Origin of the sequence: Arthrobacter sp. UC242_113 (assembly GCF_044054585.1) — a bacterium.
Classification (GTDB): domain Bacteria; phylum Actinomycetota; class Actinomycetes; order Actinomycetales; family Micrococcaceae; genus Arthrobacter.
Genome location: NZ_CP171968.1, coordinates 3,360,195 through 3,378,080, shown reverse-complemented (window position 1 = coordinate 3,378,080; position 17,886 = coordinate 3,360,195). Strand labels below are relative to the sequence as shown.

Annotated in this window: 15 protein-coding genes and 1 pseudogene; 11 read left to right on the top strand and 5 right to left on the bottom strand. The window is 67.5% G+C overall.

Features of this window, described 5'->3' with window-relative positions; all coding sequences use genetic code 11:
- The first annotated feature begins 67 nt into the window (after window positions 1-67).
- From ACHMXB_RS15435 to ACHMXB_RS15425, 3 genes and pseudogenes are all read left to right on the top strand, one after another.
- Entirely contained in the window at window positions 68-664 is a 597-nt protein-coding gene (locus tag ACHMXB_RS15435) for a phosphoribosylanthranilate isomerase (protein ID WP_395399704.1), read from the top strand.
- A gap of 41 nt (window positions 665-705) precedes the next feature.
- A pseudogene (locus tag ACHMXB_RS15430) lies at window positions 706-1,848 on the top strand (MFS transporter); the annotation flags it as partial.
- A gap of 79 nt (window positions 1,849-1,927) precedes the next feature.
- Window positions 1,928-2,329, top strand: coding sequence for a YccF domain-containing protein (locus ACHMXB_RS15425; protein ID WP_111902276.1), 402 nt, complete (start codon window positions 1,928-1,930; stop codon window positions 2,327-2,329).
- Here ACHMXB_RS15425 and ACHMXB_RS15420 read toward each other — a convergent pair.
- On the bottom strand, window positions 2,313-3,206 hold the full coding sequence (locus ACHMXB_RS15420) for a DUF4031 domain-containing protein (RefSeq protein ID WP_395399702.1): 894 nt from the start codon (window positions 3,204-3,206) through the stop codon (window positions 2,313-2,315). The two genes, ACHMXB_RS15425 and ACHMXB_RS15420, sit on opposite strands and share 17 nt — an antisense overlap.
- Before the next feature lie 260 nt (window positions 3,207-3,466).
- Between ACHMXB_RS15420 and ACHMXB_RS15415 the strand changes: the two genes are divergently transcribed.
- The 8 genes from ACHMXB_RS15415 (at window position 3,467) to ACHMXB_RS15380 (ending at window position 12,637) form a co-directional block, all read left to right on the top strand.
- Window positions 3,467-5,887, top strand: a complete 2,421-nt coding sequence (locus ACHMXB_RS15415) for a DNRLRE domain-containing protein (RefSeq protein WP_395399700.1) — start codon at window positions 3,467-3,469, stop codon at window positions 5,885-5,887.
- Between the two features lie 82 nt (window positions 5,888-5,969).
- On the top strand, window positions 5,970-7,061 hold the full coding sequence (locus ACHMXB_RS15410) for a hypothetical protein (RefSeq protein WP_395399698.1): 1,092 nt from the start codon (window positions 5,970-5,972) through the stop codon (window positions 7,059-7,061).
- Window positions 7,062-7,071: 10 nt separating this feature from the next.
- Window positions 7,072-7,884, top strand: coding sequence for a glycosyltransferase (locus tag ACHMXB_RS15405; protein WP_395399696.1), 813 nt, complete (start codon window positions 7,072-7,074; stop codon window positions 7,882-7,884).
- Window positions 7,881-9,164 (top strand): lipopolysaccharide biosynthesis protein, encoded by a 1,284-nt coding sequence (locus ACHMXB_RS15400; protein WP_395399694.1) that lies wholly within the window; start codon window positions 7,881-7,883, stop codon window positions 9,162-9,164. Before ACHMXB_RS15405 ends, ACHMXB_RS15400 begins: the two co-directional genes overlap by 4 nt.
- Window positions 9,161-11,047: a glycosyltransferase gene (locus tag ACHMXB_RS15395; RefSeq protein WP_395399692.1), complete on the top strand. Its 1,887-nt coding sequence runs from the start codon at window positions 9,161-9,163 to the stop codon at window positions 11,045-11,047. The genes ACHMXB_RS15400 and ACHMXB_RS15395 overlap by 4 nt, the downstream gene beginning before the upstream one ends.
- Window positions 11,044-11,385 (top strand): hypothetical protein, encoded by a 342-nt coding sequence (locus ACHMXB_RS15390; protein ID WP_395399690.1) that lies wholly within the window; start codon window positions 11,044-11,046, stop codon window positions 11,383-11,385. The genes ACHMXB_RS15395 and ACHMXB_RS15390 overlap by 4 nt, the downstream gene beginning before the upstream one ends.
- Complete coding sequence (locus tag ACHMXB_RS15385; protein WP_395399688.1) at window positions 11,382-11,588, top strand: hypothetical protein; 207 nt, start codon at window positions 11,382-11,384, stop codon at window positions 11,586-11,588. Before ACHMXB_RS15390 ends, ACHMXB_RS15385 begins: the two co-directional genes overlap by 4 nt.
- On the top strand, window positions 11,585-12,637 hold the full coding sequence (locus ACHMXB_RS15380) for a hypothetical protein (protein WP_395399686.1): 1,053 nt from the start codon (window positions 11,585-11,587) through the stop codon (window positions 12,635-12,637). The genes ACHMXB_RS15385 and ACHMXB_RS15380 overlap by 4 nt, the downstream gene beginning before the upstream one ends.
- Window positions 12,638-12,731: 94 nt before the next feature.
- Here the strand turns inward: ACHMXB_RS15380 and ACHMXB_RS15375 are convergent, their stop codons facing one another.
- The 4 genes from ACHMXB_RS15375 to ACHMXB_RS15360 all read right to left on the bottom strand — a co-directional run bounded on the left by ACHMXB_RS15375 (window position 12,732) and on the right by ACHMXB_RS15360 (window position 17,780).
- Window positions 12,732-14,825, bottom strand: coding sequence for a glycosyltransferase (locus ACHMXB_RS15375; protein ID WP_395399684.1), 2,094 nt, complete (start codon window positions 14,823-14,825; stop codon window positions 12,732-12,734).
- A gap of 13 nt (window positions 14,826-14,838) precedes the next feature.
- Entirely contained in the window at window positions 14,839-15,939 is a 1,101-nt protein-coding gene (locus ACHMXB_RS15370; protein ID WP_395399682.1) for a hypothetical protein, read from the bottom strand.
- Between the two features lie 61 nt (window positions 15,940-16,000).
- The gene (locus ACHMXB_RS15365; protein ID WP_395399680.1) at window positions 16,001-16,999 is read right to left on the bottom strand and encodes a glycosyltransferase; all 999 of its coding nucleotides are present in this window, start codon (window positions 16,997-16,999) and stop codon (window positions 16,001-16,003) included.
- 1 nt (window position 17,000) lies between these two features.
- Window positions 17,001-17,780 carry a glycosyltransferase family 2 protein gene (locus ACHMXB_RS15360; RefSeq protein ID WP_395399678.1) on the bottom strand — a complete coding sequence of 260 codons (780 nt, stop codon included), beginning with the start codon at window positions 17,778-17,780 and terminating at the stop codon, window positions 17,001-17,003.
- Between the last annotated feature and the right edge of the window lie 106 nt (window positions 17,781-17,886).

Below are 17,886 nucleotides of genomic sequence, written 5' to 3'. Positions count from 1 at the left end.
CCGCGTAAAGTCGGCGACGGATCGCTGCAGAAAGTGGTCGACGCTTTCAACAACGAGGAGCCGGTGAATGTTCGTCAAAGTCTGCGGCCTGAGCACGCCTGAATCTGTCCGTGAGGCCGTGGAAGCCGGAGCGGACGCCGTCGGCTTTGTCCTGACGGCCAGCCCCCGCGTGGTGTCCCCCGCGCAGGTTACCCAGCTCGTGAAGGCCGTGCCCGACGGTGTGGCCGCCGTCGCCGTCTTCCGTTCCGAACCGGCCGCCGACGCGGTGGCCATCGCCCGCGCCGCGGGGCTGAGCTGGATCCAGCTTCACGGTGATCGCACACCGGATGATGTCAAAACAGCGCACGACGCCGGCATGAAGGTCATCCGCGCCGTCACCATGGGTGCCGCCCCGGATGCGTTTGCCGACTGGGGCGAGGAACTGCTGCTTATCGACGCCGCGGTTCCCGGTTCCGGCGAGGCCTGGGACTACAGTTCAGTGCGCGCCAAGGGCCTGGCGGGACGGCAGTGGCTCCTGGCCGGCGGCCTCGATCCCGCCAACGTGTCCGAAGCCGCCCGTGACGCCGGGGCGTGGGGCGTGGACGTCTCCTCCGGCGTGGAACAAACCAGGGGAGTGAAGGACCTGGCCAAGATCAGGGCCTTCGTGACGGCAGCCAAAGGCTGACCGCCCCGTGACCCTGACCGCCCCGTGACCCTGACCACCCCGTGACTCAGGCGGCGCGCGCCCGGACGCCCGCAGCACCCCTCTACGCCGCCGGATTCGTGACCGCGTTCGGCGCCCACAGCATTGCCGCCGGCATGGGCGCCCAGAGCGACAACATCGGCCTGACCCTGCTTAACCTGGGAATCCTGCTGGCCGTTTACGACCTCTCCGAGGTGTTCCTCAAGCCCGTTTTTGGCGCGCTGAGTGACCGGATCGGCGCCAAGCCGGTCATTGTCGGCGGACTCATCGGCTTCGCCGCGCTGTCCCTGATCGGACTGTGGGCCGCCGACCCGCTGCTGCTGGGCCTTGCCCGCCTGGGCCAGGGCGCCGCCGCCTCGGCGTTCTCCCCGGCGTCCTCGGCGATGGTGGCCCGGCTCTCGGCCGGGAAGAACGCCGGGACCTTCTTCGGCCGGTACGGGTCCTGGAAGAGCCTCGGTTATGTGATCGGCCCCCTGCTCGGCGCCGGGCTGATCGCCGCCGGCGGCTTTGCACTCCTCTTTGGGGCTCTGTCCGCGCTTGCCGCGGCCACCGCTGTGTGGGTCCTTCTCGCCGTGCCGCACCTGCCGCCGCTCCCGCGCCAGCGGTACACCGTGTTGGACCTGGCCCGGCAGGTTGCCGAGCGCAGGTTCCTGGTGCCCACCTTGGTGCTGGCGGCATCGATGGCGGCCATGGGGGCGGCTATCGGGTTTCTTCCAGCCCTGGCCGTGCAGCATGGCCTTGATCCGGTGGCCGGCACCGCCGCCGTAAGCGTGCTGGCGGTTGCCTCGCTGCTGGTCCAGCCCCGGATCGGGGCGCTGCGCGACCTGCACCGCATCGGCGACGCCGGCGGAATGCGCACCGGCCTGCTGCTCACCGCCGGCGGGGTAGCCCTGGTGGCCGCCGCCCCGGGGCCGGCAACCATCTTCATCGCCGCGGCGGTCATCGGGGCCGGCGTCGGCGCGGCAACGCCGCTGGGCTTTGCTCATTTGGCCGACAGCACACCGAAGGACAGCATGGGCCGGACCATGGGCTCGGCCGAGCTGGGCCGCGAACTCGGCGACGCCGGCGGTCCGCTCCTGGTAGGAGCCGTCGCCACGGCCGCCTCGCTCCCGCTGGGCCTGGGGATCCTCGCGGTGCTGGTCGCGGCCGCCGGGATCCCGCGCCTCGGCCCCGGAGTCAAGGTTAAGGGGCAATTCAGGGCAGATCCCGAGGTGCTTCGGCCTTCCGGCCCGGCAGAATGGACGGATGAAGACACTCCTGAACATCATCTGGCTGGTATTCGGCGGCTTCTGGCTGGCGCTTGGCTACTTCGCCGCCGGCATCATCTGCTGCCTGCTCATCGTGACCATCCCCTGGGGCATCGCTTCCTTCCGGATCGCGTCCTACACCCTGTGGCCCTTCGGGCGGATGGTGGTGGACAAGCCGGGCGGAAACGGCGTGTTCTCGCTCCTAGGCAACGTGATCTGGCTGCTGGTGGCCGGCATCTGGATCGCCATTGGGCACGTGGTCACGGCGTTTGCCATGGCCGTCACCATCATCGGCATCCCACTGGCCATCGCCAACCTGAAGCTGATTCCGGTTTCCCTCATGCCACTGGGCAAGCAGATCGTGCCCACCGACAGGCCGTTCATCACGGCCTACCGCTAACACCCGGTCGGGCCAGTTCGCCCTGCAGGTTCCGCCGGGCGGCCTCCAGCCACAGGCTGCGGGCCCGCTCGGTGTGGAAGAGCGGGTCCAGTGCCAGCAACTGGCGGACGACGGCGGCCCTGCCGGCCGCAAAGTCGGCGTCGCCGATGTGCGCATAGTCTTCCCGGACGGCCGCAATATACCGTGCGTAGGGCTCCGGTTCGCCGCCGAGAACTGACAGGTCGGCGTCGCAGAGGAGGGCGCCGTCGTCGTCCCCGGCCTCCGGCCGGTGATCCGAGGTGAGCCGGACCAGCCGCGCCACCTCGTCGACGTCCGCTTCCGGCAGTCCGGCCTGGCTGAGCCTGAGTTCGGCGAGCCGGGCGGATTCCTCCTCATCCTGGCCAGCCACTCCCCGGTAGACGGCGTCGTGGAACCAGGCCGCCAGCATCACGGTGCGCGGCGGCCGGGCGGGTGCGGTGAGCAGGTCCAGGGCCTCCAGCACGGCGAGCAGGTGGGTGCAGCCGTGGTACCTGCGGTGGCTCTCGCTCCAGCGGTCCAGCAGGTCCAGGAACAGGGCGTCATGTCCCGGCAGCACCATGTTCCAGCGGTTGAGCAGGGGAGTCTTGAGGGACTTCGTGCGGCTGCGCGCGGGGATCCGGAGCCCGCTGGCAATGAGTTTCCGGACCAGGACCCGCGCCTCCACCGGAATGGCGCCGGCGGCCACCAGACCGTCGTAGCGGCGCTGCGGCACGTCGTAGTGGTCGCCGTCGAATGCCCGCGCCGGGATGCCCGCCGCAGCGGCGAAGGCGTGCAGTTCCGCCAGGGAGGTGTCCGAAATCAGATGCGAAAAAAGTGTTTCATGGGCAGGCCAAAGCGGCGGATCGAGGTAGACGGCCATGGGGGAGAGTCTAGTCCGGTGCCGGGTGGCCATGGGGCAGTGAGCCTTGCCGGTTTCCAACGATCCTGACCCCCCGATAACTGGGGCTGGCTCAAAGAACTCCCAAGCTTTTTACAAGTTGCCGCGTCGACCATGTTCGGAGGGGGGAGTGCACGCAAGTTGCCAGGACCGTAGTAGCAGGCGCTTCGATGTCTCCGATTCAGCCCGGAAGGTTGCTCGGAACTGGCATAGGCAGACAACTTCGATGAGTGGTGAGGCTAGTGAGCATCCCTATACAGGCGGACGTTCAACTCCGGGAAGCAACGTTGCTGGGCAAGACAACTTTTCACAAGGGCGGGCCTGGCAGAGGCCGACTCCACGGGTCGCGGAGCCTGTGGCTCCATGCGCTGCTGACAGCGCTGCTGCTTGCGCTGACCGCTCTGGTGGTGCCGGTTACGGCCGCTGCGGCTGATGTGGGGGTGCAGGATTTCTCGCATACGGGGACCGGTACTCCGACGGGTACGAAGCGGCAGACGAATGCGTTGTGGTTCAACGACGGGATCTGGTGGGGGAACCTGTGGGACACTGCGAGCTCGGATTTTCACATCTTCCGGTTCAATGCGTCGACCAACTCGTGGACCAATACGGGTGTGGCGACGGAGACGCAGGCGAACACTCACCATGACGTGTTGTGGGATGGATCTACGCTGTTTGTGGCGAGCTACCGGTTCGTCAATGACGGCCTGCCGTTTGAGCCGAACTTCCCGTCGACCATGCGGCGTTACAGCTACAACTCAAGTACGAAGACGTACACGCTGCTGAGCTCTCAAAGGATCCACAACAACAAGGTTGAGACCATGTCCATCGACAAGGACTCGACCGGTCGGGTGTGGGCCACCTGGCAGCAGGGGAACAGGATCTTTCTGAACGTCACTGGCACCGATGGCATAACGTGGGGGACGCCGTTCGCGCATCCTGCGTCGTTGAGCAACGTGTCGGTGGACGACAACTCGGCTGTGATCGCTTTCGGCGGAGCCGGCAACGGCAAGATGGGTGTGATGTGGAGCCGGCAGCTCGGTGACGCTAACGACGGCATGTACTGGAGCTTCCACGTCGACGGGGCGTCCAACACCACCTGGTCCACTCCTGTGGCTGCGGTGAAGGGGCTGCGCACTGGAGACGACCATATGAACCTCAAGTGGCTGGACTCCACGAGCGGTCAGGTATATGCCGCTGTGAAGACCTCGAACACGTCGGCGTCCCTGCCGCTGATCCAGCTGTTGGTATTGAATGGTACGGCGTGGTCGGCGCACACGATCGCGACCGTGTCGGAGTGTCCGAACCGTGTGATCGTCATGATTGATGAGAGCACCACGATCCCGATGCTGCGTACCTTCGCCACCTATCCGAAGCCGAGCGGCACGACGAACGCCGGTGTCTGCACCAGCTCGGGTGGTGCGGTCTACGAGAAGTCCACGCCGCTGAACAACATCAGCTTCACCACCACGAAGACTGCCCGTATCGTGGACGACGACCAGTATGTCCACAACGTAACGTCGACTAAGCAGAACCTCAACAGTCAGGCTTCCGGCACGGTCAACAGCGGTCTGCTGGTGCTCGCCGATGTGAACGCCACCAGCCGGTACTGGCACTACTACGATTCCACCGGCGGCGGTGGTGCTGACACGACGGCTCCAAACACGACGATCACGTCGCCACCCCCTGGGACGTCGGCCAGCACATCGTTCACATTCACTTCTACTGAAGCCAATTCGACGTTCCAGTGCAGCCTGGATAATGCGGCTCGTTCTGCGTGCACCTCACCCCGGGCCTACACCGGGTTGTCGACCGGATCGCACACATTTTCTGTCTGGGCCACCGACGCAGCCGGCAACACCGATGCGACACCAGCGACGCAGACCTGGACCGTCGGCTCCGGCGGCGGTGCTGACACCACGGCTCCGGATACGACGATCACGTCGCCACCCCCTGGGACGTCGACCAGCACATCGTTCACATTCACTTCTACTGAAGCCAATTCGACGTTCCAGTGCAGCCTGGATAATGCGGCTCGTTCTGCGTGCACCTCACCCCGGGCCTACACCGGGTTGTCGACCGGATCGCACACATTTTCTGTCTGGGCCACCGACGCAGCCGGCAACACCGATGCGACACCAGCGACGCAGACCTGGAGCGTGGGTGCAGGCGGCGGCACGACACCGCAGACCGTCACCCTCACGGCCACGGCTGACAGCTATGTGACCAGCGCGTCGCCGACGACGAACTTCGGCACGAGCACCCTGCTGGGCGTGGACAACAGTCCGGTGGAGGTGACCTACCTGAAGTTCGACCTGACGCCATATGCGGGAAGAACTGTGCAGAGTGCGACCCTGCAGCTGCGTAGTGCCGGGAGCGGGTCCACGGGTACGCAGAACGTGAGAGTGGCCACGGGCAACTGGGACGAAACAACAATTACGTCCAGCGGTACCCGTCCGACGCTCGGCACCACCCCCATCGGCACGCTCGGCCCGACAACGACCAACACGAATTACAGCATTACGTTGACACCCACCGCCGTGGCCGGCGGCCTCGGACAACAGCTCTCTCTTGGCCTGAACTCCAGCAGCAGCGACGGCCTGGACCTCAACTCGAGGGAGGTCAGCAGCACTGCGGCACCCAAGCTGGTGCTCACGCTGGGGTAGTAGGGGACGGTGTCGGCACACGGCCGGCACCGCCCACGCCAGCAAAACCTTCCGACCGACACCACCCAGACAGGGGATGACCATGCGCACCTTGCGGACCAAGGCAGTGCACTTCGATATCCATGACCGCGTCACGATCCGCGTCGACGCAAAGGCACCGGCAGCGACTCAACTCCAAACGATGTTGGCGTGTTTCGCCACAAACACCGAACGGCCAGGCGACATCATCGTCGATGACCGGCCGGAGCCGATGCCGGATGCGGGTCTGCTCGAGCACGAGCTCGCGTACACGGAGACCAGCGTGCGCTTCCAGGACGACCACGTCCAGGTCGTGAGGGACGCAGACCAATGGCGCATTCACGGGCCGGGCGAGCTGCTGACCACCGTGGTCCCGATTCTGGATGCCGCCATGGTCGGCCGGGGGGCTGCCATGATCCATGCGGCCACGATGGCCTATCGGGGCCACGCGATCGCGCTTCCCGCGGCTGGCGGGACCGGTAAGACGAGCACCGTGGCCAAGCTGATGCGGCGCGAGGGGTGGTCATTCATGGGTGACGACTGGGCTTTCCTCGCCGAGGACGCCACCATGCTGGGCTACGCCAAGCCGATGTTCATCAAGCCGCACCACCGGGGCATCTACCCGCACCTGTTCGAAGGTGTCCGGAAACCCCTCATCCCGTCCCGGCTCTCGAAGGGAGTCGGCCGTCTAACGACGGTGGTCCACCCTTACGTCATCCGGTATCCGCGGCTTGCGGACTTCGCCCGGCGGTGGTCCCCGGAACACCGCATGGTTGATCCGGGGACCGCGTTCCCGGGGCGGGAGGTGACGACGACGGCCCCTCTCGCGGCCGCAGTCTACATTGAGCGCTTCGAAGGCGCGCGGTCCCGGATCGTCGAGCGGTCGAGCGATTGGATGGTCGACCGCATGCTTGGCAACTTCCACATCGAGATGGCGGGCTTCTCGCAGCAGGTTGTGACAGGCCTGGCGGCAACGTCGGTCGTTCCGTGGCGCGAGCATTTCGCGGCGAAGGGGCTCGTGCTGAGCAAGGCGCTTGACGGGCGGCCCTGCCACCTGCTGCAGGTGCCTTCTGCGTACTCGGCGGACGAGGCGTCGGACGACATCGTCCAACATCTCGAGCAGCTGTTGCCCTCCGTTCTCGACGAGCAGGCCTAGGGAGGACGCAGTGGGTCACAGCACTGCCGACGTCACCGCCGTCGTTCCGGCCCGCAACGCGGAGCTCATGCTCCCGCGCTGCCTGGAGGCCCTGCGCGAATCGGGTGTTGCCGAGATTATTGTGGTGGACGGATGCTCCACCGACCGCACAGTCGCCCTCGCCGAGGCGGCCGGCGCCCGGATCCTGAGTGACGAGGGCCGCGGCCTGCCGTGGGCCCGAACGCTCGGTGTGCGGAACAGCAGCACCCGCTGGGTCCTGCTCGTCGATACCGACGTCGTGTTCGGGCCCGGTGGGGTCGCCGACCTGCTGACGGAGCTGGTCGAAGGCGGCTATGACGCCCTTCAGGCCGGGCTGGAGAGCGTCGGGGGTCCAGGGTACTGGGGGCAGGCATTGGCACACCACCACCGCACCGGCCGCAGCCGCAACTGGTTCGGACTCGTGGCGACTGTCGTGGACCGTGAGCTGATGCTCAACATGGGCTTCGACGACTCGTTCAAATCGGGAGAAGACATCGAACTGCGCTGGCGCATGCGCCAGTCAGGGATGCGAACGGCGGTCTCACGCCGGGTCGTCGTCGAGCACCGGTTCGCCGCAGACGACTTTGATTTCGCGCTCGACCAGTTCCTCATGGACGGAACCGGGCTGGGACGGATGATCCGCAAACACGGCTGGCGCGGTGCGAGGTTGGCGCTGCTGCCCGCCGCCGCGGCAGTCCGGGGCAGCGCCTTGAGCCTCGCCAAGGGCCAGCCCCGGTGGCTGCGCTACTACGCTGCCTTCTGCTGGTGCAACTATGTGGGCCTGGCGAGAGGTCTGACGTCGTGAGGGCCAAGGCGGGGGCCGCTGTCACGGATGCCACTCCCGTCCGGCACTCCGCCCTGCGCAGCTCGCTCGGTCTCGTCGCGGGCAAGGCCGCCCAGACCGGAGCGGGCTTCGCCTTCTGGATCGTGGCCGCGCGCGCGACGTCCGACCGTGAAGTCGGGCTGACTACTGCCGCGGTCTCGGCCGTGATGATCTGCACGCAGCTCGCGGTGCTGGGCGCCGGGTCGGCCGTGATCGTCTCGGTAGGCCGAGGGGAGGCGCCTGCGCGGGTTCTGGATGCCGCGTTCGCCATCGTGGGGGTAGCCGGCACCATTCTGTCCATCGGCTACCTCGCACTGCAGTCGGCCGTAGCGCCGGACACCGCATCCCTATCGGTTCTCTTCTGGCTCACCTTCATCGTGGCTGCCGTCACCGGCACCCTGGTCATTGTGCTGGACCAGGCACTCGTAGCGTTGGGACGCGGTGCCAGCGCGACCTCAAGGTACGTTCTGGGCGGAACGGTCTCACTCGCGGCCGCAGGGGCCGTGGCCCTGTGGGCACAGGGCGCCCCCGACGACCTGCTTCTGGCCTGCTGGACCCTCGGTTCGGCCGTGGCATGCATCGTCGGAGCGATCCAGCTGCGAAAACTGGTCGGCTACCGGCCGCGGCCTTCCCTCCGCCTGGCGCGGGGCAGGTCACTGCTGGCGCTGGGCTTTCCGAACCAGCTCCTCACCCTCACCGAACGCACTCCGGGACTGGTGCTGCCGCTCTTGCTCGCACACACCGTGGCGCCGGAGGCCGCCGCCTACTGGTATCCCGCATGGATGATGGCCTGGGCCGCCTACCAGGCTCCGACACTGATGGGCATCGTCCAGTTCTCGGAGGGTGTCCGCGACGCGGACCGTCTGGTACCGACCACCTGGGCGAGCCTGCGCTGGTCACTCGCCATAGGTGGCCTGGGTGCCGCCGTCCTTATCCTCCTCGCCCACCCGCTGCTCAGCCTGCTGGGGGAACGGTACGCCGACTCCTCCGCCGGCGCTCTGCGGTGGTTGGCGGCCGGGCTGGTGCCCTACGCGGTACTCCAGGCCTACAACGCCGTGTGCCGGGCCCGCGGCCGCTACGCGGAGGCGATCGTGGTCGGCACGACACTGGGAATCGCTCTCTGCGCTTCAGCGCTCTCGGCCGCCGAGAGAGGCGCTAGCGCCATGGCCCTTGCGTGGCTGGTGGTGCTCTCCATTGGGGCCGCGGCGGTCGGCCTCCGGCTGCTCGCCGTGCTCCGGCACACCAGGAAGGACATACGATGACTGGCACACTCGAAGCGACCACCCGTACCAAGGAACGCTGGAAATCCCGTGAAATGTGGTGCGCACTGGCAGGCACCGTGTCGCTGGCGCTTGCCGCGGGGGCCGCCTCCACGGTGGCCGTGCCCGTCAACAGCGATCTGGGGCTCGTGGCCGTGCTGCCTTTTCCGTTCTGGATTGGGGTCCTGATTCTAAACGTCGCTTTCGTCGTGGCGCTGCGGGGGGATGCCGCAGGCCCGGCGCGCCGCCCGGTCATGATTTGGCTCACCGTCGTGCTCGTGCTGGTGCTCTTCGGGACCGCCGCCTTCGCGACGGACGTGCCGCGGGGTGAGATCGCGTTCCGTCATCTCGGCATCGCCGACGCCCTCTCGCACACCCAAGGGATCGACCCGGACATCGACGGGTACTTCAACTGGCCGGGATTCTTCGCCCTCCTCGCCACGGTGCTCCAGGCGACCGGTCTGGACCCCGTGGCCCTTGCCCTGTGGGCGCCGGTGCTCAACATGGGTCTGTGGCTCGTTGCCCTGGCCGTGCTGACGGGCTACCTGACGCGCGACCCGCGACGGCGCTGGCTCGCGCTCTGGCTCTTCTGCCTCGGCAACTGGCAGGACCAGGACTACCTGTCCCCCCAGGCCTTCGGCTTCTTCCTGCACCTCGTCGTGATCGCGCTGCTCCTCGGCCCGTTGGCCGCGCGGGCGCCACAGTTCCGCGGCTTCCGGCGCGCGGACCTGGCGGCGTGGTGGCGAGGCCGGTCGCCCGCCGAACCCCGGCCGGGGTACCGGGTGGGCGCCCTCGTGATAGCACTCTTGCTCATCATCGTCATCGGCGCGAGCCATCAGCTGACGCCGTTCATGCTCCTCATCGGCGTCACGGCTCTCACCCTGAGCGGACGTGTGTGGCCCAGCAGGCTGCCCCTGATCACCATAGTCATCCTGTCGCTCTGGCTCGCCTACCCCGCGAGCGCATACCTCTCCGGGCACCCACCCCTGGCCGACGCCGGGCTGGAGGCGGCGACCGAGGCGAACGTCCTCGACCGCGTGCGCGGGACCGACGGGCACGTGCTCGTGGTGCAGATCCGGGCCATTCTCACCCTTGTGCTGTGGGGGCTCGCCGCCGCCGGCGCCTGGCGCGACTGGCGCAGAAGGCGTCTCGACATCCGGGTGGTACTGCTCGCCGTCTCCCCACTGCTGCTCTTCCCCGCCCAGGTGTACGGCGGGGAGATGCTCATCCGCGTCTCAATGTTCGCGTTGCCCTTCATCGCGCTGCTGGCGTGCTCGGTCCTGCTTCCCACGGACGGCAACAAACTTGCTACGGTCGGCAGCAAACTTCCCGCCGAGGGAAGCAAACGCCGCTCCTACCTTCCCGCCGAGGGAAGCAAACGCCGCTCCTACCTTCCCGCCGAGGGAAGCAAACGCCGCTCCTACCTTGCCGCGGGGGGCCTTGCACTCACCTGCACCCTGCTGGCCGTGCTGACCGTGACGGGCCGGTTCGGAAACGCCCGGTATGACGTGTTCACCCATGATGAGATCGACGCCGTCGCCGCCATGCAGCGACTCGCGCCCCCCGGCTCGGCGATCATCTCGGCTGCCCACCCGACCCCTTGGCGGAGTGAGGCCTACCTCGATCACCGGTCCCGGACGATCGACGACCTGTGCCGGTCCGACGTGTCGACGGCCAGATGCGGCCCACTCGTCTACGACTACGCCCGGCGCAGCACTACCGGTGCCGTCCTGCTGATCACGCGCTCGTCGGAGGCGAGCCTTGTGCTCCAGGGCGTCCCTGGCGCCAGCGGCTTCTCCGAGCTGGAGAAATGGCTAAGCTCGCAGAACGGCGTGGAACTTGTGTTCAGCAACGTCGACGCACGCGTGTACCGGGTGACGCCATGAACATCGTAAGCATCAGCCGGCTCACCTTGGCGCTCGGTCTCTCGGCCGTCGCGCTGTCGCTAATTTCGCTCGTCGGGCTGCCGACACCGCTGCAGGCAATCGCGGCGATAGCCGTCCTCGTCCTGCTCCCCGGCCATGCACTGGCCCGACTCACACAGGTGACCGACCTCGCGCTGGGCGCTCTCCTCGCCCTCGCGCTCGGCCTCGCCGCGCTCACGGCCGTGTCCACGGCAATGTTCTACCTCGCTGTGTGGTCGTGGCAGGCGTGCGTCGTCTCGATGGGCGTCATCACCGTCCTAGCGTGCATGGCACGCGCACGGCAGGAGGCAACAACATGATCATCGAACTCGCGGGACTGCTCGCGGCCGGCGCCCTGCTCGTGACCCTCGTGACTCTCGAGGTCCGACGCACGGTGCCGGATACCGGGCAGCCCACACGCCAGGGGATCCTCAGCCAAAGGGTGAGCCGCTGGGCCGTCGCCGCCATGTGGGCGATGTACCTGTTGCTCTTCCTTCCGCGGGTGCTGGGACTGCTCGCGTGAGCAGTCCCGCGCAGTGGTGGCTCCTCAGCGACCTTCACCTGGGCGAGTTGGACGACGACCCGCGGTCCCCCGGCAGCGTGCTGCCCCAGTTCCTGCGCCGCGAGGTGCTCGCAACGTCGGGCCAGGAGCAGCACGTCGCCTTCGTCGGTGACACGTTCGAGCTGGCCGGGCTCGCGGAGGACGCGAGCCTGGCCCGGCTCGAGTCCATCCTCGCCCGGCATCCCGACACGCTCGCGGCCCTGAAAGCGTGCGCGGCGCGCGGCGTGCAGCTGCACTTCGTGTGCGGCAACCACGACGTGGAGCTGGCCCGGCCCTCGGTGGCCGCCCGCCTGTCGTGGCTGCTGTCGGCCGCAGAACCAACGCAGGTCCGGGTGTACCCATGGTTCCTGCACGTGCCCCGCGTGCTCGTGGCCGAGCACGGGCACCATCACCACGCGCTGCATCGGATACCCGAGGTTCTCCGCTCGGCAATCAACGGCACCGACGAGCTGAACCTGCCACCGCTCGCTGCATGGAACGCCCTTCCGTCGAGGTCACGCCTGAGCCGCGCCGGGGCCGTTGCCCAGGCCTGCCTGGCGTCCGAGCGGGCGGAACGCCGCGTCCGGGAGCCCGCATACGAGGAGCTGTTGCAGGCCGAGTCACGGCGGCTCGCGCTTGACGGGGTAGTCATTCGGGACCTGGCGCGCCTGTCCCGGTTCCGGACTGTGTCGGCCCTCCCGGTCGCCGCGACCCGCATGGTGCTCGCGGCCGCCGGCCGCAGAGTCACCGGCGAGGAAGCTCCCGCTGCGGCGGGCCGGGTTGCACGTACGCTCGAGGAGCACGGTTGCGGGGTGGCCTGGTACATCTCGGGCCACACCCACCGGGCACTCGAGTCTGCGCTGGAGGAGAGCCCCACCCGATACGTCAACACCGGCACGTGGGGTTCCGACGTCCGCGGTCGCGGACCTGACCAGTCGGACCGTCGGGCGTTCCCGTACGCCGTGGTCGACGTCGCCCGCGACGGCGCCATCAGCGGAGGGCTGCGGTACTGGCGTCCGGACGGTCGCTGAGCCGTAAACCCGTCCCAGCCCGCCGCCATTCGGCGCCGGGCTGGGACATGCTTTTTGTGCGCGGACGGTTGGAGCAAGCGGTTCCGGCTGGCGGTCAGAGACCTCGTGCACCGCTTGCTGCCGGCGCGTTCGGCCCAGCCACTGGAAGCGTTGCGGGAGTCAGCTTCCTGAGACGCCAGATTGCAATCAGGGCCGCGGAGGCCTGGGCGGCGGACCAGAGCGCCGCGACGCCGAGGAGGCCGAATTCGCGGGCGCCAAGCGAGGCTGGCCCCACGACAAGGACGGCAGCGAGGACAGCTACGGCTGTGGCCTCGGCAAGGCGGCCTTGCGCCCGGCACAGACCGAAGTAAACCTGAGTCACGCAGCCCAGCAGCAACGCCGGCACCAGGACAGGAAGCAGGATGGCGGTCGCCGCGTACTCCGGGCCTAGGAAACCGAGGAGGTAGGGGCCGACTATGAGCAACATCGCTCCGGCAACGAATGTGAGGGCGAGGCTCGTCTTCAGGGCGGAGGACACCAGCCCAGGCCTTGACCTGCCTCCGGCCAGCGCGGTCTGCAGGGAGAACCCGGAAGACTGAGGAAAGAAGAAGACCGCCGAAGCCATCATCCACGCCATGTACCAGGACGCCGTTGCGGCCGGGCCGAGGGTAGCGGCCACGATCAGTGGAAGGACATAGCGGGGGGCGCGGTCTGCGAGCATCAGCGCATGGTTCGGCAGACCCGGCTTCAGCAGCCGCAGGGCCGGTCCTACCCGGAGCCCGCGCTTCCAGTCCGGTGACGCTCCGGCACGGTTGAGCTGGCGCAGTCCGAGGACCACACTGGCGAGGGCACCGGCGCCCACCGCCACCACCACCACTGCCACTTCCCGGATGCCTGCGGCCATGGCGAAGGCCAGCACAGCCAGTTGAACCAGGCTCTGCGTCAGGCTCCTGACCAATGCGCGGTCGGAGCGCTCCTGTGCTACGCCCACGTGGTCCAGCTGGTACGCAATCGCGGCGAACAGCGCCGTCGCGGTGAACATCCCGGTTATGAGGGGATCATTCCAGGCCAGGCCCACGCCAGACCCCAACGCATAGGTCACAGCCGCCACTGCACCGGACAACACGACTGTGGAAACCCCGACGGTGAGGAGGCTGCTGGCAATCAGCCGGCGGCCGCCGTCGGACTGTTCGGGGAGCAGGGTAAGCGTGGCAGGCCCGACCCCAAGCATCCCAAGATGCACGGTGAGGAGGGCCGCGGCCACCACCGCAGAACCCATGCCGAGCTGCGCGGGCGGCAGCATGATCGCCGCCATCGCCCAGAACAGGAAACCGGTGGCCATCGGGGCTATACGGGCGGCGGTCAGCCAGGCGGCGTTCCCGCCCACGGACAGGCCGGTGCCGGGCGGCCGCAGGAGCTCGCGGAACATCGACCTGTAGTTGTACACGAGGAAGCAGGCCCAGTACGCAAGGAACCGGGGCGCATGCAGCAGCGACAGGCCGGCGCCGCGTATGGCGGCCAGGAGTGGAAGCAGCACAAGCCAGCCGGCGCGGCCGGGGTGCTTGCGGACCGTGCGGGCCAGCCGGGCGCCGCCCTGGACCCACTGGCCGCGGGCGGCGCTGAACGTGTCCATGAACCGGTGCCGCACTGCCGTGATGCTGGAGACGCCAAGCCGGTAGCCGGCTTCTTCAAGCCTGATCCTGAGCTCGATGTCCTCGCCGGAGCGGAAGGTGTCATCGAACGCCACGGACAGCAGGACTTTCCTTCGCATGAGGGTGGCGCGTACGCCGAACCAGGAGCGGACCCGGCTGTGGACGTGGTGCCAGGCCAACGCGGCACCCCAGTATCCGGGCCCGTCCGCCTCGCTGACGAGGCCGAACTGCAGCCCGTCGTAGCCGCAGGCTTTGAACTCGTCCAGGAGACCGCCCAAAGCGCCCGGCGGAAGGACGACGTCGGCGTCGATAAGTGCTACGAGGTCTGAGCAGGCGTTCTTGACACCGAGCATCCGCGCTGCCGGCAAGCCGTGGCCCTCGTCCGAGATGACGCGGGCGCCCATGGACCGTGCGATCTCCACTGTGTTGTCCGTTGAGCAGCCGTCCACCACGATGATCTCGCGCGGTCTCTCGGCGCGGATGGACTCCAGGCATTCGGCAAGCCACCGTTCCGCATTTCGCGCGGGAACCACCACGGACACTTCGAGGTCGCTCACGTGTGCACGCAAGTCACTCCTCCAGCTTGGAGCTGATCAGGCCGGCCACGTAGTCGGACGTCCGGTCGGCAGACCAGGAGGCGGGAATTCTGAGCAGGGAGCACGGCACGTCCTCGAGGGCGCGGCGAACCACGGCTGCCTTCTGGCTGAAGAATTCCTCCAGCGGAACGAGGCCCGTCGCACCGAGGGCCTCGATCAGCCGCCGTGACACCACCGGGAGTTCGGAGTGGAAGTTCCCGACGATGCGGGAGGTCATCCACTCGCGGCTGCGTGTCTCCAGCCGGGCTTCGGAACCGTCGTAGCGTTCCAGGAAGATGGCCAGCCGGGTGAGCGCCGCCGCTGAGATGCCGTCCTGTCCGAAAACCAGCTCCGGATGGACCATGCGGTGCTCCGGGGACCACCGGCGGGTGAAGGCGGCGGTCTTCGGATAGCGGACGATCACCGGATGGACAGCTGTGGCAAGGTGGGCCACAGTGTTCGTCAGCCAGCCTGGAGCCAAAGGCTTCCGGGCGCCGCTGAACACCTCGGGGTAGATCCTGCGGTGGTGCGGCTTGAGGAACATCGGCTTGGCATAGCCCATGAGCATGCTGTCGGCATCCAGGAACGCCCAGTCGTCGGCCATGAACCGCACGCCCGGCATGGCCGTAAGCTTCGCGACGGTGCTGGTCTTGCCCACTCCGCCCCAGGCCGGAAGCAGGACTCCCGAGCCGCGGAAGTCCACCACCGCGGCATGGATCATGGCGGCGTTCTGCCTGATGCAGAGCCGGTCCAGCAGGGGAATGACGGCCGTCAGCAGCTCGCCCCGGCCCTGGACCGAGTAACCATCCCGCGTTTCCTGGACCTGGACGCGGTCCGCCGGGATATGGAGCGACTCCGGGGTAAACCGGAAGGCATCCTCGGCGTGCGACTGTTCCCCCACGTCCGCCGTTTCCGCGCTGACGTGCAGGCGGAGCGGTGCCCGGGACGGTCCGAGGAAAGGAGCGAGCATGTCCCGCAGCTGTGCTTCGCCGGGCGTTCCGGGGGCCACATCGATGCCCACGAGGCCGTGGACGTCGAAGCTGGCCCCGGTGGACGGGAGCGAGTCCCTCAGGATGTCTTTTTCGGACTGACTCATGCTTCCGGCCCTCCAGCGGTCTCGGTGATTCGGGCAAAGTTGCCCTGCGGGTACATCGGGATCATTTGACTTCCCTCCAGCTGGCGTGGGACTCGTGCGGCTCGAGGCCCCCGCCAGTGGGATCAAGGGGCAGACGGCGTCCCCGGATGTACCCGCAAGTAGTTACGGCCAGCACGGCCAGGATGGACCCGGCCCGGCGCAGACCGGCGGGGTCTGTTCCCCGGATCCTGCCCAGGATGCCGGCTGCCACGGCACGGGGGAGCACGCCGCGGACGTACCGGCGTTCGGGCCCCAGGGCGCGCTTGTGGCCGACGATCTTGCTGACCAGGGCTTTTGATATTCCCTCAGACCAGCCGCGGCGCAGCATGTAGTTCAGGGTGCCCCGCTGTGCGGGGACGTAATGGTTCACCACGGCTGCCGGTTCGTACACGACGCGGCCACCCGGCGAACCTATGGCAGCGCGGATGCAGATTTCCGTCTCCTCGCAGCCCAAAGGCAGCGAGTTCTGCCGGCCCAGGGACGTGTTGAAACCACCCACCATCTGGATGACCTGGGAACGGAAGGACATATTGGCGCCGATGACGTTGCGGACCTCGGCCGCCACCTTGGGCATGCCGCGGTGCGTGCAGCCGACGATCCAGTCCAGTTCCTCGCCGAAATATGCCGGCCGGCTTGTTTCCCATTCCGGCACGACTCGTCCGCCCACGGCCAGCACATCGGGGTCGTCGTAGAGGGCCGTCAGCCGCTCCAGCCAGTCCGGGGCCGCCACTGCGTCGTCATCGAGGAAGGCAACGACGCCTGCCGTTGCCGCCGCGGCCCCCGTGTTCCGTGCTCCGGAAAGGCCTTTGGGGCCGGTGTTCTCGAGGAGCACGACATCATCGACAGAGAAGATAAGCCGCTTGTACAGGTCAACGTTGTAGTCGACCACCACGATGGTCTGCTGAGGCGGCACCGTTTGTGCGCGGACGGATTCGACGGCGGCCATCAGCCGGTCCCATCGGTCTTCCGTGTAGGAGCAGATCACCACCGAAACGGCCGGAAGCCCTTCAGCGTGGTTCACGTTAATCACCTGCTATCAGGCCAAGGACGGTTGCCGGATCCGTCGGAATGTGGGGGAGGGAGATGCTGGGATACCTGTATTTCACGCGCCTGAGCGACTCCGGCCGGGCGCCGGCCGTGGGTGCTTCCCAGCCCACGCATTCACGGGCCAGGGTCCTCAGTACGCGCCACCCGTCGCGGAATGTATGCAGGTTGGAATTGCCGGAGATCCGGTTGAGTTCGTTGCTGGGAACCTCTGCGATTCGCAGGCCGGCTCTCGACGCGCGGACGATCAGCTCGGTCTCTATTTCGAACCCTTCCGACGCCAGTTCGAGGATCTCCAGGCACTCCCGCCGCATGGCGATGTAGCCGTAGCACAGGTCGGAATAGTTGCTGTGGAGCACCACGTTGGCCAGGCGCGTCAGCGCCCGGTTGCCTGCGCTGCGGAGCAGCGTGATGTCCTCGGACCCGCCACCAGTGACGTATCTGGAGCCCTTGACGAAGTCGAATTCATGCTGCAGCGGGGTGACGAACCAGCCTATTTCCTGCGGATCCATGCTCCCGTCGGCGTCCAGCATGACGATGATGTCTCCGGAGGCCGCAGCGAGCCCGGCCCGTACGGCGAAACCCTTGCCGGCGTGGGTTTCCGAGACCACCACCACGTCGAGGCGCAGGGCACGGGCGACGTCCACCGTGCTGTCCAGTGAACGGCCGTCGACGATCACCACTTCGTCCACGTACGAGGGCATGCGGCGCAGAACCCACGGGAGGTTCATGGCTTCGTTCAGGGTGGGAATCACCACGCTGATGGAGGCCAGAGACGCCGGCGCCGGACTTGGTGCATGAACAGTTGAAACTTGTATGGGGATGGTCACTAGCCTCACCACTCATTGGGGTCGTATGCCTATG

Bases quoted from the DNA above. Each gene is read 5' to 3' on its own strand.
- ACHMXB_RS15425 (WP_111902276.1), top strand. From the start codon at position 1,928: ATGAAGACACTCCTGAACATCATCTGGCTGGTATTCGGCGGCTTCTGG.
- ACHMXB_RS15385 (WP_395399688.1), top strand. From the start codon at position 11,382: ATGATCATCGAACTCGCGGGACTGCTCGCGGCCGGCGCCCTGCTCGTG.
- ACHMXB_RS15390 (WP_395399690.1), top strand. From the start codon at position 11,044: ATGAACATCGTAAGCATCAGCCGGCTCACCTTGGCGCTCGGTCTCTCG.
- ACHMXB_RS15370 (WP_395399682.1), bottom strand. From the start codon at position 15,939: ATGAGTCAGTCCGAAAAAGACATCCTGAGGGACTCGCTCCCGTCCACC.
- ACHMXB_RS15410 (WP_395399698.1), top strand. From the start codon at position 5,970: ATGCGCACCTTGCGGACCAAGGCAGTGCACTTCGATATCCATGACCGC.
- ACHMXB_RS15420 (WP_395399702.1), bottom strand. From the start codon at position 3,206: ATGGCCGTCTACCTCGATCCGCCGCTTTGGCCTGCCCATGAAACACTT.
- ACHMXB_RS15435 (WP_395399704.1), top strand. From the start codon at position 68: ATGTTCGTCAAAGTCTGCGGCCTGAGCACGCCTGAATCTGTCCGTGAG.
- ACHMXB_RS15395 (WP_395399692.1), top strand. From the start codon at position 9,161: ATGACTGGCACACTCGAAGCGACCACCCGTACCAAGGAACGCTGGAAA.